This window comes from Bartonella propinqua (assembly GCF_047263965.1).
Lineage (GTDB): Bacteria > Pseudomonadota > Alphaproteobacteria > Rhizobiales > Rhizobiaceae > Bartonella.
In genome coordinates, this window is sequence record NZ_JBLEBK010000001.1 from 240,789 (window position 1) to 255,730 (window position 14,942).

The window sequence follows — 14,942 nt, forward strand, 5'->3', positions numbered from 1 at the left end:
TTTAAAAATTTATTTTTTTGTGAAAGTCCTTCATTGCAAAAATAAAAGATAGCTGTTATTAGTTAAAACATTAATGCAAATCATTAGCAATAAAGAGAGAATCAATGAACGTAAAAGCGATTTTTACTATAGTTTTTGGGAGTGTTATTTTTTTTACACCCAATTTAGCTTTGTCTGCTGGAAAATTTAAGGCTGTTACAACTTTTACTGTCATTGCTGATATGGCACGGAATGTAGCAGGTGATGTCGCTGATGTTGAATCAATCACTAAACCTGGGGCTGAAATTCACGAATATCAACCTACCCCTCGCGATCTTATGCGCGCGCAAGGAGCAAATCTTATATTATGGAATGGGTTAGAGTTAGAACTTTGGTTTGAAAAATTTTTTCAAAATATCAAAGATGTTCCGAGTGTCGTTGTTTCAGAAGGCATTGTGCCGATTAAAATTGGTGAGGGGCCTTACAGTGGAAAGCCGAATCCTCATGCATGGATGTCCCCGAATGCGGCTTTGATTTACGTTGATAATATTCGCGACGCTTTCGTAAAATACGATCCTGAACATGCTTCTATTTATGAAGAAAACGCTGAAGCTTATAAACAGAAAATTCGCTCAATGATTGAGCCTATTAGAGTTGAATTAGAAGCATTGCCAGAAGACAAACGCTGGCTTGTGACCAGTGAGGGTGCATTTAGTTATCTGGCTCGCGACTTTAATTTAAAAGAACTTTATCTGTGGCCAATTAATGCTGATCAGCAAGGAACACCACAGCAAGTTAAGCATGTTATTGATATGGTTCGCAAATACAATATCCATGCAGTTTTTTCTGAGAGTACTATTTCTCCAGCACCTGCCAAGCAGGTCGCAAGAGAAACAGGGGCAAAATACGGTGGCGTTCTTTACGTCGATTCACTAAGTGAAGCAAATGGTGAGGTTCCAACCTATATTGATTTGTTACGTGTTACAAGTGATCGGATTGCTCGTGCTTTATTAGACGGAGTAAAAGGGTAATGACTGAAACTGGAATATTTGCTCAAGGGGTAACAGTAACTTATCGTAATGGGCATACAGCTTTGCGTGAAGTAAATTTTGAAAGCCCAACAGGTTCTATTACGGCATTGATTGGCGTTAATGGATCAGGTAAGTCAACATTATTTAAAGCTATTATGGGATTTGTACGCCCTTCAAAGGGAAAGATTCGCATGTTTGATTTGCCAGTTGCGGCAGCTTTAAAACAGAACCTCATTGCGTATGTTCCTCAAAATGAGGATGTTGATTGGAATTTTCCTGTTCTCGTTGAAGATGTTGTTTTAATGGGGCGGTATGGTCACATGAATTTTTTTCGCTATGCGCGGGAAAAAGATTATGAAGCTGTCCGTATTGCATTAGAGCGTGTCGATATGTTGGCATTTGCCAAGCGTCAAATTGGGGAGCTTTCTGGTGGTCAGAAGAAGCGTGTTTTTCTAGCACGCGCTCTGGCACAGCAGGCGAAAGCTATTTTATTAGATGAACCATTTACAGGGGTTGATGTTACAACAGAAGATAAAATTATTGCCTTGTTGCAAGATTTACGGAAAGAAGGCGCTGTAATATTGGTTTCTACCCACAATTTAGGCTCTGTTCGTGAGTTTTGTGATCACACGATTTTAATAAAAGGAACTGTTTTGGCTTCTGGGGTAACAGACATAGTCTTTACACAAAAGAATCTCGAAAAAACTTTTGATGGTGCTTTACACCATCATATTTTTGATTTTCAAGATACAACAAAAAATGATGTGTTTATAGAAAGTAAAAAAACGTTAGACTTTGAGAAGGTTCAAAAAGTGGAGAGTATTGCGTGATGTCTTGGTTGCTTGAGCCATTGAGCTATCAATATATGGTTAATGCTATGTGGGTGTCAGGGTTAGTTGGGTGTGTTTGTGCCTTTCTTTCTGCTTTTTTGATGTTGAAAGGTTGGTCGTTAATTGGCGATGCGCTTTCCCATTCGATTGTGCCTGGAGTAGCGGGAGCTTACCTTTTGGGGTTGCCTTTTTCGCTTGGAGCCTTTTTTTCTGGTGGGCTTGCAGCAGCAGCGATGCTCTTTTTTAACCATCGAACAAAGCTGAAAGAAGATACCATTATTGGTTTAATTTTTTCTTCCTTTTTTGCTTTTGGGTTATTTCTCAAATCATTAAAACCGATGTCTGTTAATATTGATACGATTGTTTTAGGGAATATTTTGGCAGTAAGTGCGTCAGATATTTTACAATTGGCTTTTATTGGGTTTTTTTCTTTATTGATATTGTTTTTGAAGTGGAAAGATATATTAGTTGCTTTATTTGATGAGACGCATGCGAGTGCTATTGGATTAAATGTAAAATTTTTAAAGATTCTTTTCTTTACATTGCTGTCTGCTTGTACTGTTGCTGCTATGCAGACAGTGGGGGCTTTTTTAGTTATCTGTCTTGTCGTAACGCCAGGAGCGACAGCTTACCTTTTAAGTGATCGTTTTGTGAATATTTTGCTTATTGCAGTTGTGATTGGAACATTCACAAGTATATTTGGCGTTTATGTAAGTTATTTTTTGAATGCGCAAACTGGTGGTCTTGTTGTGCTGTTTCAGGCATTTTTATTTATTATGGCCTTCATTTTTGCTCCTAAACACGGCTTTATTGCTGCCCGCTTACGTATAAAAGCGGCAAAAAAAGTGTAATAATATCATGATTGATTGTTTGCTACTTCCTTTTCAGTTTTCTTTTATGCTTAAGGGCATGGTTATTGTTATGATCCTTTCTGTTCCAATGGCAATGCTTTCTTGTTTTCTTATTTTAAAAGGATGGGCGCTTTTAGGTGATGCGATTTCCCATGCAGTTTTTCCTGGCGTAGTTGTTGGTTATATGGCAACGCCGTGGGTGATAGCATTTTTAACCTCTTTACCATTTGCTTGGTTTCAGCACGTAGATTCAGCTAATGTTACGATGACTTTGATCGCTTGCGGTGCGTTCGTGGCGGGTATGATTTGTGCTATCGTAACAGGTTTCTTAGGGAGCAATAGCCGCATTAAACAAGATACCGTGATGGGTGTTGTTTTTTCGTCAATGTTTGGTTTGGGGCTTGTGCTGGCAACGGCTATTTACAGCAACCTAGATTTGAATCATATTCTCTTCGGGAATCTTTTGGGTGTTAACTGGCTTGATATTACGCAGACGGCGGTAATTTCTGTTATCGTTACTTTTATTCTAGGAGCAAAATGGCGTGACTTTATGCTGTATATTTTTGATTCAGTTCAAGGTCGTGCAATGGGATTGCGAATATCGGTGCTTCACTATACTCTTTTAACAATGATTTCCCTTACTATTGTTGCGGCTTTGAAAGCCGTTGGTATTGTTTTGGTAATTTCTTTATTGATAGCGCCAGGAGCGATTGCGTATCTTATCACTAAACGCTTTTTTTCTATGTTGGTGATTGCTGTACTTGTTGCAGCTTTCTCTGGTTTTTTAGGAATTTATTTAAGTTTATTTATTGGCTCTGATTCTGCTGCCACAATTGTATTAATTTTAACACTCATTTTTATTGCTATTTTTATATCACTATTTTTTCGTCGAGACACGATGCAAAAAATTTGAGTAACATAAGTTCGTGCATAGCAGTCATGCATTTTTGTGTGTTGTCTCTTGTGCTTATTTTAACTAAACAAAGGACGTTAGATTATTTTCCTCCTAATATCTAGCAAATGAATGCGGTATTTCCTCCCCCCCTAAACGCTGCATTCATAATTAAGAGGCTGCGTTGATTTATTCTGCAGCCTTTTTACTTTTTTCCTAAAAATTTGTTCTAATTGCTTGAAATTTTTGAAATGGTTATCATATTGCGTAGGCTGTTCTATGCTTTGGAAGAAATGATCACTCGAAAATATGCTTATCCAATGAAGTGATATTAGGAAGTGATTTTATACATCTAAAGCGTGTGAAAAGCAGAGAGGATACAGATGTTTTTCATAAAGGAAAGTGGCACTAGAGGATGAAAAAATATTTTAAGACATCTTACCCTTTGCGTATTTGTTATTTGATAGCAGGCTGGGCAATGGTTATATTGGGTGTTATTGGTATTGTGTTACCTATTATGCCAACAGTTCCCTTTTTATTAGTTGCCTCGTGGTGTTTTGCTCGTTCATCACCACGTTTTTATTCTTGGTTGAATAATCATCGCATTTTTGGTTTGCCTATTAGGCAATGGAAAGAAAAGAGAGCTATCCCAACATTCGTTAAAATTTTTGTTATGGTTAGTATGGCGTGTGGTTTTTTATCATTTTTGATGATATTACACCCCGCCTTGTGGTTTACCTTATTGGTTGCAGCTACTTTGCTTTTGATTGCTATTTATATTATGACACGCCCATCTTCATAATAACAAAAGTCAAAGATTTTATTAGCTAAACGGCATTTTTATTTTTTCTGATTTGTTTGAGCTACTAATAATAGAGAGTTTTGCCTCTAGGCTTTAGGATAATATTTATATATTAGCTGATTAATTTTTAAAAAATAGTTATAAAACTACTTATTGTTTGGATAGAATGGCGTGCTTGTGAAGCAGTTTTATTAATAAGCAAGTTATCATGCGAATAGCCCAATTAGCTGTCCATAAATCACCTTGATTGATAATGATAGGCTTATCTTTATATGAGCGTTATTTCTGTAAGTTGAAGGTGAGAGAGAACAGTGTTATTGATCTGTTACTGATTTCATAATCACTTATTTTGATTGTATACAAACGAGTTTATGATTTAAGTTTTTATAGGCCGAGAAACACGTTTTTTATTACCAAAAAACTTGAGATAATATTGTATTTTTTGCGGATCACCAATTGTTTTTTCAGGATTATCTGAAAGTTTTACAGCTGGTCTGCCGTTGACATGAGTGACTTTACAGACAAGGGAGAGAGCATCAAGAGTTGCAATTCTTTGGGGTGCACAGCCTGCAAAATCATTGGTAAGATCTGTTCCCCATCCAAAACTCATACGCACTTTTCCATGGAAATGATGATAAGTTTTTTCAATAGTATCTACATCAAGTGCATCAGAAAAGATCAATAATTTTTCACGTGGGTCTTTTCCTTTTTCTTTCCACCATTCGATAATGCGTTTGCCACCCTCAATGGGGGGAGCACTATCAGGTCTGAAACCTGTCCAATCAGCTACCCAATCTGGTGCATTACGTAAAAATGCTTCTGTACCAAAGGTATCAGGCAAAACAATTAAAAGATTTCCGCCATAATAACGATTCCAATCTTGCAGGACTTGATAAGGCGCTTTACGCAATTCATCATCACTATTGGTGAGAGCGGCAATGACCATAGGTAGTTCATGTGCATTTGTACCAAGAGCTTCTAAATCGGTATCCATGGCGAGAAGGATATTGGAAGTGCCTATCAAAGAATCTCCAACACCTTCTTTTAATGCTTCTACACACCAGCGTTGCCATAAAAAAGAATGACGACGTCTTGTACCAAAGTCGGATATTTTAATATCAGGTAATTTTTTGAGATGTTCAACTTTACTCCACATTTTTGCTTTAGCACGAGCATAAAGCACGTCAAGTGCAAAACGATCCAAGTTTTTCATGGCAGCACGTGAACGTAATTCACTGATAATGGCAAGGGCAGGAATTTCCCACATGGAGCTGTGAGTCCACAAACCACTAAAATGAAGGATATATTGTCCGTCTTTGCGGGTTAGCTCATATTCTGGTAGTTGAAAATTTTCAAGCCAATTAAGAAAATCTGGTTCGAAAATTTGTTTACGTCCATAAAATGTGTTTCCAGCAAGCCAGATCATTTCTTTTTTCGTAAAGCGTAAACTACGGGCATGATCAAGTTGAGCACGCAGTTCACCTTCATCAATATCATCGGCAAGACGTATTGTTTTGGTACGGTTTATGAGGGAAAAAGTAACATGTACATTTGGATAAAGTCCCCAAATCATCTGCACCATAAGAAGCTTATAAAAATCCGTGTCGAGAAGTGAACGAATAATTGGATCAAGTTTCCAAGTATGGTTGTAAACACGTTTAGCAATGTCCGTATGATTCATGACTCTTTCTTTTTCAGCTAAGTAAAATTGAAGATTATGACGCACCAACGTAAACATCATAGGAAACGCAGGAACTATAACAACTCTGTATTTTTGAGCAAGAGTAAAAAAGTTTGCTATCTTTTCTGTTTTTAGGATTTGAGGGTGCGTATAATTTCATGTATACCTGCTTTTTTTAACTTTATTCCTGCATGAACATTGGCATATTCTTTACCATCAACATGGAGTATATTTTTGAGTCCCCGCTTGACCTTTATTGTATAAACAGCATCAGAAAATTTTATTTTCGCTTCATATTTCATCCAGAAGGAAGGCAAATGTGGATATAAAAATAATTGATTGGCTTGACGGTGAATCCCAAGAATAGCATGTGTTGCAGTACGGTAGAACCAGCCTGCTGAACCTGTATACCATGTCCAACCACCTTGTCCACGGCGTGGTTCAATGGCGTAGATGTCTGCAGCCATTACATAAGGTTCAACACGATAAATTTCAGGATTTTTCCCATGGGTAATTGGGTTGATCATAGAAAACAAACGATAGGCTTTATCGTTCTCACCCATTTCAGCAAGCGCTAAAATGCTCCAAATAGCACCATGAGTGTATTGACCACCATTTTCTCGAATCCCTGGAGGATAACCTTTTATGTAACCAGGTTCGAGAGTACTTTTATCAAAAGGTGGCCAGAAGAGACGTATAAGCCCCCCTTTTTCATCATATAGATGCTCGAACATTGATGCCATTGCTTGTTTTTGGCGTTTAGACGATGCCATTTGAGAAATGACAGCCCAAGATTGAGCAATCGTATCAATTTTGCATTCATCATTTATTTTGGAACCAAGGGGAGTTGCATCATCAAAATAACCACGTCGATACCAAGCGCCATCCCAGCCGTTTTTTTCTAAAGCCTTGGTCAAACGTTTAAGATGTGTGTTCCATGCTTCAACATGGCTGTTATCATCACGGTTTTTAGCAAGAGGAATAAATGCTTGTAACGTAGTGCCAAGAAACCACCCTAACCAAGTACTTTCGCCTTTCCCTTCAATACCTACCAAATTCATGCCATCATTCCAATCACCGCCTAAAATAAGGGGGAGACCATGTTGTCCGCAGCGTTTGATGGCAAGATCTAAAGCCAAAACACAATGTTCATAAAGTGTTGCAGTTTTTGAGGATTGTGTGGGTTGAAAATAAGTATCGTGTTGCTTTGTGTTCAGAGAAGCTCCTTCAATGAAAGCAATTGGAGTATCAAGAAATGCGTAATCACCAGTAGTGTTTACATAAAGAGCTGTTCCATATGCGAGCCAGACAATGTCATCAGAAATGAGTGTGCGGACACCAGCATTGGTATCGGGTAGCCACCAGTGCTGTACATCACCTTCAGGAAATTGATGAGCTGCGGCGTTTAATAATTGTTCACGCGCAAGTTGTGGTTTCAACAATAACAAAGACAAGCTATCTTGCAATTGGTCGCGGAAGCCAAAGGCACCACTGGCTTGATAAAAAGCTGCACGTGCCATCATGCGGCATGCATAGATTTGATAAGGAAGCCAATGATTGACCATGATATCGAAGGAAGGATCGGGTGTTTTTACTTGGATTGGAGAAACGAAATCACTCCATTGTTGCTTTTGTTGCGCTAACAAAATTTCAAAATTACTTGTACGCACTTGGTCTAGCAATTTTTTAGCTTCTTGCATATTTTCAGTACTGCCAAGATAGAAGACTATTTCTTTTGTTTGCTCTGGTAACAGATCAATATCATAGGCGAATGCCGAGCAAGGATCACGTCCTGCTTCAATCGTATTTGAAAGGGCATCAGCTTGACGGATAGCTTGTGGATGTATGATTGTTCCTAGTGAACCGATAAATTCAGTACGATCGGTGGTGGTACTGGTTGGCATTTCGGATGCTGATAAAAATGTCACTTGTTGAGATTTTTCGATGTGATAGGGATTTTGAATAAAATGTGCACCACGTTTAGAATCATAATAGGGGATAATAAAGGGTGCATATTTTGTGCGGACGTTTCCCAAAACCCATTCAACATAGTTATAAAGACGTAAGCTACGTGTTTTTTTTCCTTTATTTTTGAGGATCAAACGAGAAAAGCGAACAGGTTTTTCTTGATCGAGTGTATGGGTGAGTTCTAATACAATTTCTGAATGTGTGGATTTGAAGGTCGAGAATCCAAAACCATGACAAGCTTCATATACGACGCTTTCATTACATTCTACAGCAGAAACGGGTGAAAAACAGCTTAAAGATTGGCGATCTACAAGGTAAAGTGCTTCCCCTGGGCGGTTAGAAACTGGATCATTGCTCCAAGGGGTTAATTGGTAATCACGGCTGTTATTGACCCAAGTAAAAAGTGCACCTTCAGCGGATACATGAAAGCCAAAATTGTGGTTGGCAATGACGTTAATCCACGGATGTGGTGTGGTGGTGCGTCCGTTAAGGCGTATGACATAATAGTTATGATGGTTAAAACCGCCATAACCATTCCAGTATTTTAAATCTTCTCCGTGAGTAGGCAGAGCGGATGATTTTTGTGAACTGATAGGATCAACGGAAGCAAAGAAGTGTTGTTTGATTGGTGTTATTTTCTTTCTTTTGCCGTGTTTTTTGTCGTTTAATTTATAATGAAATCTTTGATGATTATTGCGAGTTACCAGATCAAAATCGCTATCATCAATACGTTTGAGCTGTTCAAATAAGGAACCATTTTGAGCATGAAGTATGATGCGGGCTGATGCAAGAAGCGTTTTAAAACTTTGTTCGTTTATTTGGTCACGCCGAAGTGTAAAAATATGTTGGTGTTTATTATCGATGTCGTTGATATGGTGATGGTAAGATTCACAGACCCATTCAATAGCGCGTTGCGTATCTTGTATATAGGAGAATGCTTGTTCATTTAAAATGACAAGATCAACAATTAGCCCGCGCATACGCCAATATTTATGTGCTTTAAGCAGTTCGCGTAATACAGTTATGTCCCCTTCATTATCTAATCTGAGAAGACAGATAGGATAATCACCTGAAATGGACATTGACCAAAGATCAGATTGCTTACCAAGAGTTTTTGCCAATATTTCAGAAGGGAGACGCCATGTTTGATCTGGATAGATAAGTGGTGTTGCGTATTTTTGATAAGTAATAGCTTCTTTAAGGTGGATACCACTTTGATACAACGAAATTTGCGAGCGTATCCACGCCAGTGACAATTCTTGTTGGAAAATATTGGGTTGTTGATAATGTTTAATATGATTATGCAGTGTTTCTTTTGCATTGGCAGCAAAAGTCCAAAAAATAAGTTCTGCTGTTTCATGTGCTGGAATTTTTATATGACATCTGATAGAGATGATTGGGTCAAGAACACAACCTTGACTGTTATTGAAGCGAGCATTTTGGTCAAATGCAGCAGGATGATGAATGGATCGACCTCGACCAATAAACAAGTAACGATCAGTTTCAGCTTCTATTTTTTGAATAATGTGAGCTGTATCGGTAACAAAATGAGCAATATAAATTTCAGGATCATGGAGGGAGCGTTTGCGCCTTTTTACAAAAATTGTTCTTCCTCCTTCAGCAATTTCTGTTTCTATAAACATACGTGAAAAAGCAGGATGAGCGCAATCTGTTTCCATTGTTGCTAATGCGAGTTCACCATAAGAAGTAACTTCAATGAAGCGATCTCTATTTGTTGTATTCATAAGTTGGATACGTCTGCCTTCACCATTATTTTCAGCGGTAACAAGACATTCAAGTGTTGATTTGATGCCGTCAACTATTTTCGTATATTCAGCTTTTTCATCTGTAAAAATGCTGATCGTTTCTTCTTCAACAATACGTGTTGGTTCACCAGTAGCAGACCACCAATGTCCGCTATGCGTATCACGTATGAAAAATAAAAATCCTTGTTGATCTTCGGTAGCATCAGGAATAAAGCGTGTAATTGTATAATCGTGCCAGCGGCTATAACCAGAACCACTGGCTGTCAGCATTGTAGAATAACAACCATTAGATAAGAGCAAAGTTGCGCGTGGTTTGAGTAACGGGTTAGTGATAATGCGTGAAGGGGCATCGTCAAATGCTTGAGAGCTATTGCGTATAGGATTAACATTTTTGGTATGAATGATAGGAATTTGATGCGGAGCTCTTTCCTGTAATAATAACTGTGCTGCTTCAATGACGGGATCACGGTGAAAGCGATCACGCATCCGCCCTTGAAAAATGACATTGTTAATAGCAAGAATAGACATGCCATGATGATGTGCATAATAATTGCGCACAATGGCGTATTTTTTTCCTTTTTGTACACGTGAAGGCGTGAAATCAACAGAGTCATAGTAACCGTATGTTCCTAAAGCTCCAAGATTACGCAATCGTTTTAAATTGCTTATAGCTTGGGAGGGTGCGTATTGTGTAGCTAAAAGACTGGCATAGGGAGCAATAACAGCATTGCGTGAGAGACCACGTTGGAGTCCGAGGTTTGGAACACCAAAATTGGTGTATTGGTAGTTCATGAGGTGATCGCGGGCATTAAATGCAGCTTCTGAGATACCCCACGGTAATCCCCGTTTATGAGCGTATTGTATTTGATGACGAACGATTAATCGATTAGTTTGATCGAGTATAGATCCCAAAGGTTCATGCATGATGAGAGATGGCATGAGATATTCGAACATGGAGCCAGACCATGATAGAAGGGCACTTTTCCAACCGATTGGAACAAGTAATCGTCCGAGATGAAACCAATGTTTAAATTTGATATCTCCTTTTGCGATTGCAAAAAGACTTGCGAGGCGTGCTTCTGAAGCAAGAAGGTCATAGCAACTTTCATCAAGTTTATTTTCTTGAACACGATATCCAATGGATAAGAGATGCCGTTCAGATTGCTCTAAAAAGTCAAATTTCATATCAAAGGCTATTTGCCGCGTTTTTACAGCTAAAGTTTTTAATTTTTTGCGAAGTTCTTCGGTATTATAATTACTGGTTACATCGTGATGATGCGCTTCACAAGTTTCCACAAGGCATTTTGCCCAAGAGAGTGCACGCGCAGATTCTATCGTTTGAGTTTTTTGATCGAGTCCATCTATTAAATGTACGATATCATGAGCAATGCCCAAGAGGTTAAGAATACAGTGAGTAAGAGCATCTGATTTTTCTTTAAGAAAAATATTGGTAGTGCGATGAAAATAAGTAATATGTTTTTTGATTTGTTGATGTAAAGGACGTAAAATGCGCTGATTATCTGGAATTTCTTTGACAACTTCTTCAAGAATAGCACTGACATCACATAGAGCCACTCGGTTACTTTGCAGAAAAACATGAGGTATTTCAGCCCATTCACTTAAGGCTGAGGAGAGTGTGATTAAGTGACCAGCAAGATTTCCTGAATCAACTGTGGATACATAAGTTGGCAGGAGAGGTTTGAGTGTATCCGTTGCATACCAATTGTAGAGGTGGCCACGGAATTTTTCCATTTTTGCAAGAGAGCTTAATGTGCATTCAACGCGTGTAATGGTTTCTTCAAAACTAATCCAGCCAAAATCACGAGCAGCAATGATGGAAAGAAGATAGACTCCAATATTAGTGGGGGATGTGCGTTGAGCGATAAGAGGTTTGGGATCTTCTTGAAAATTATCAGGTGGCAAATAATTATTTTGCGCATCGACAAAAGTTGCATAATAAAGCCATGTCCGTCGTGCAATACATCGTAGTGTTTTATTATCCTGTGAAGATATATTAAGAGTATCTTGAGAGGTTGAAGGTTGGCTGACAATCCATGCAATCAAGGGTGAAAAAAACCATGCTAGCCCAAAGGGTAAAGCAATGAAGCTTGTAGGGCTATGAGAAAATAGAGGTGGTGCTATTGCAAAAATACCGATAAGCGATGCTGGCCACATTGTAAGAACATAGAAATCCAAACTGTTGGGAATCAATTTTGCTGTAGCGGAAGTTTTCCATTCAAGGAGGTGCTTTTTGGAAATCTTCATGCGATAAAGTGTGCGGATAATCGCATCAGTCATAAAATAAGCTGAATGGGCAAGAAGTGTAGTTTTAAGAAATATATCCGCTAGCGTAAGGGCAGTTTTGTTTAAAATTAATTGGAGTTGTCCGCGCAAAGAATGATCAAAATTGACCGAAACGAGAAGTTGTAATATACCTAAAATTGGCGAGATAAAGAGGCTTAGCAGCAAGAATATTTGCCAGATGATTGCTATCTTTAACGGTAAAAAAGACCATCCCACGATTGTTGTAATCAGCCACATAAGCGGTATGAGAGAACGGCGCAGGTTATCTTGTATTTTCCAACGCGTAATGGAACTCATTTGAGATCGAGAAAAGAGATAAGGCAACAATTGCCAATCGCCGCGAGTCCAGCGGTGATAACGAATCACATCAACATTATAGGCTGTTGGGTAATCTTCAATCACTTCTACGTTATTGACTAATGCAGCACGTGCATAGCCTCCTTCCAAAAGATCATGGCTAAGAACGGTATTTTCTTTAATTTTTCCATCAAGTGCTTGTTCAAATGCATCAATATTATAAAGGCCTTTACCAACAAAAGTTCCTTCTCCTAAAAGATCTTGGTAAGTATCAGAAACAGCAAAGACATAAGGATCAATGCCACGATTGGTAGAAAAGACGCGTTGCAGAATTGATGTTTCTTTGTCCGTTGTAAGAGAAGGTGTAATACGAGGTTGCAAAATGCTGTAACCCTTTATAACCCGTCCAGTTTGCGGATCAAAAATGGGATGGTTGAGCGGATGATTAAGTTTTCCAACGAGTTTTGTGACACCTTCGGGGGTTAGACGTGTGTCTGAATCTAGAGTCATAATAAAACGGCAATCCATAGGAAGACGTGGATTTGGAGGATAAAAGCTTGTGTTTTGATTGCCTCTTAATAACAAATTGAGTTCATGAAGTTTACCACGCTTGCGTTCCCATCCCATCCAGCAATTTTCGCTCGTATTATAAAGACGCCGACGGTGTAAAAGGAAAAAGAGAGGGATGTCATCACGATGATAACGGTGATTCAGCTTATCGATACTTTTTTGCGCATAGTGAAAAAGGTCAAGATCTTCTTGCGTTTCTTCTAATGGAGCATCATTCCAGTCCGTGATGAGTGCAAAATGAATTGCACCTTTAGGATTAGAAAGGTAGTGTACTTCAAGATTGCGTACTTGCTCATCAATATAATCGCGTGATGTGATTAATGTCGGCACGACAACCATTGTACGTGCATGTTTGGGAATACCATTTTTATATTCATAACCAATAAGCTGTCTTGGTGGGATAAACCATGAAACAACAGTGTTGAAGAAGGCAAAAGCAGCTTCCATAGCAGGAAAAAGTGCTAATGCGGTAAAAAGAAAGCCCATCCATGGTGTTATGTCAGATGTTCGTAACAGAGTATAGATTGTGAGCAAAAGAGCGAGCGTCAAAAGCGAGACGGGAATTGCAATTATTTCTATCTTTGAGAAACGGTAAGTTCGTAGCCATTTTTTGAAAAAAGGTGGAGTATATTTACAAACCTCTTCAAATACATAACGCCCTTCATCGACGAGATACCATCCAACAGAAGAAATGTTATGATGAGGGGTATCTTCAGAGGAAGAAAGTGTCATTTCTATAGCTTTGCGTGCAACTTCTATCTCACTAAAAGGTGAAAAACGTGCAATTTTTTCGATTACTTGTCGATAGATATTGCGTGAATGAGAATCAATTTCAGAAAAATCACTATTTTCACGTAAAATAGAGTCTACAGAACTGACTGTTTCAAACCATACCGTCCAATCAATGTCATCAATAGTTTTAAGGGCACGAACAACGTTGCCCATGGTTACACCATCTGCTGCTTGACGGGTGTGTTCATCGGTTGTCGCAATTTCTAGGCTGCTGCCTTGGTTATGCAATTGCTTTTCAAGCCAAGTTAATGCTGTTGTTGAATCGAAAGATGTATTTCGCAGGCGGTAAAATAAATGGGCTGAAAAGGTTGAATGAGCGGTAAATGCTTCATACAGAGTAAAAAGAGTGTGTAATTTCGTTTCATTTTCGGCAAGAAAAATTTGATCAGCTGCTTGGTGAGCGAGATGGCACATATGACGCGCTTGTTCAATACACAATGAAAGACGACGGACATTTTCAATTAAGAGCATCTGTATGACAGAAGGAAGTGCCCATAACTCACCAATTTTAAGGGCGCAAATTTTTTGAAATCCATTGATCGTAGCTGTGAGCGTTTCTTGTGAAAATTTGCTGTCTGTATGAGCAATATAAAGCCAAGCTAAAGCGAAGATACGTGGCATTTCCGCCTTTTGTTGATAAAGGGGAAGTTGTTTAATGAAGGACTTTGGTAAGCTGCGGCGTAGCTGTTGTATGGTTTTGTCAATAGTATAATGATTATCAATAAGCCATTGAGCAGACGGTGTAATGGTTTCATCGTTTCGAGCAGCTATATCGCTGGTATGAAAGGCATGGAGAATAAATTTAGCATTTTCGTTTAAGCGCTTGTGAAAGTTTTTTCCTCCGTCATACGCAGGAAGTAAGACCTCTTTTTCTAAAGCGATATCATGACCTAATTTATAGAGTTCGTCTTGCGATTTATAAGGTGAGCGAATAGGAAAATTGGTTTCAGTGAGACAATAGTTTTCTGTTTGGTGAGAAAAAAAATACTTCATGAAAGATATTTTAAGCACCGTCATATTTCATTGCCATCACTTATGTGGTTTCTTTTATTTAATAGGCTATTGGCATTTTTATCTCAATAATAAGATTTGTATTTGAGAGTGTTTACAATTTTTTAATCAGATAATCGAAAATTCCTTATGGCAGTTCATTGAAGAATAAAAAAGGTCGCCCGAGAA

General features: G+C 38.5%; 7 protein-coding genes. 5 read left to right on the top strand and 2 right to left on the bottom strand.

Annotated elements, in window-relative coordinates; all coding sequences use genetic code 11:
- Nucleotides 1–104: 104 nt before the first annotated feature.
- The 5 genes from ACMFKV_RS00995 to ACMFKV_RS01015 all read left to right on the top strand — a co-directional run bounded on the left by ACMFKV_RS00995 (nt 105) and on the right by ACMFKV_RS01015 (nt 4,385).
- A complete protein-coding gene (locus ACMFKV_RS00995) occupies nt 105–1,010 on the top strand; it encodes a metal ABC transporter substrate-binding protein (RefSeq protein ID WP_413154266.1) in 906 nt (301 codons plus the stop codon).
- A complete protein-coding gene (locus tag ACMFKV_RS01000; protein WP_413154267.1) occupies nt 1,010–1,840 on the top strand; it encodes a manganese/iron ABC transporter ATP-binding protein in 831 nt (276 codons plus the stop codon). The genes ACMFKV_RS00995 and ACMFKV_RS01000 overlap by 1 nt, the downstream gene beginning before the upstream one ends.
- A complete protein-coding gene (locus tag ACMFKV_RS01005; RefSeq protein ID WP_336287673.1) occupies nt 1,837–2,691 on the top strand; it encodes a metal ABC transporter permease in 855 nt (284 codons plus the stop codon). Before ACMFKV_RS01000 ends, ACMFKV_RS01005 begins: the two co-directional genes overlap by 4 nt.
- A 7-nt stretch (nt 2,692–2,698) precedes the next feature.
- A complete protein-coding gene (locus tag ACMFKV_RS01010; RefSeq protein WP_413154268.1) occupies nt 2,699–3,604 on the top strand; it encodes a metal ABC transporter permease in 906 nt (301 codons plus the stop codon).
- A 394-nt stretch (nt 3,605–3,998) separates the two neighbouring features.
- Nucleotides 3,999–4,385, top strand: a complete 387-nt coding sequence (locus tag ACMFKV_RS01015; RefSeq protein ID WP_336287675.1) for a YbaN family protein — start codon at nt 3,999–4,001, stop codon at nt 4,383–4,385.
- A 376-nt stretch (nt 4,386–4,761) separates the two neighbouring features.
- Here the strand turns inward: ACMFKV_RS01015 and pncB are convergent, their stop codons facing one another.
- Both pncB and ACMFKV_RS01025 read right to left on the bottom strand, forming a co-directional pair.
- The gene (pncB, locus tag ACMFKV_RS01020) at nt 4,762–6,066 is read right to left on the bottom strand and encodes a nicotinate phosphoribosyltransferase (RefSeq protein ID WP_413154269.1); all 1,305 of its coding nucleotides are present in this window, start codon (nt 6,064–6,066) and stop codon (nt 4,762–4,764) included.
- 131 nt (nt 6,067–6,197) lie between these two features.
- Complete coding sequence (locus tag ACMFKV_RS01025; RefSeq protein WP_413154271.1) at nt 6,198–14,780, bottom strand: GH36-type glycosyl hydrolase domain-containing protein; 8,583 nt, start codon at nt 14,778–14,780, stop codon at nt 6,198–6,200.
- Nucleotides 14,781–14,942: the final 162 nt, after the last annotated feature.

Coding starts and splice junctions, on each gene's coding strand:
- pncB (WP_413154269.1), bottom strand. CDS start 6,066: ATGAATCATACGGACATTGCTAAACGTGTTTACAACCATACTTGGAAA.
- ACMFKV_RS00995 (WP_413154266.1), top strand. CDS start 105: ATGAACGTAAAAGCGATTTTTACTATAGTTTTTGGGAGTGTTATTTTT.
- ACMFKV_RS01010 (WP_413154268.1), top strand. CDS start 2,699: ATGATTGATTGTTTGCTACTTCCTTTTCAGTTTTCTTTTATGCTTAAG.
- ACMFKV_RS01025 (WP_413154271.1), bottom strand. CDS start 14,780: ATGACGGTGCTTAAAATATCTTTCATGAAGTATTTTTTTTCTCACCAA.
- ACMFKV_RS01015 (WP_336287675.1), top strand. CDS start 3,999: ATGAAAAAATATTTTAAGACATCTTACCCTTTGCGTATTTGTTATTTG.
- ACMFKV_RS01000 (WP_413154267.1), top strand. CDS start 1,010: ATGACTGAAACTGGAATATTTGCTCAAGGGGTAACAGTAACTTATCGT.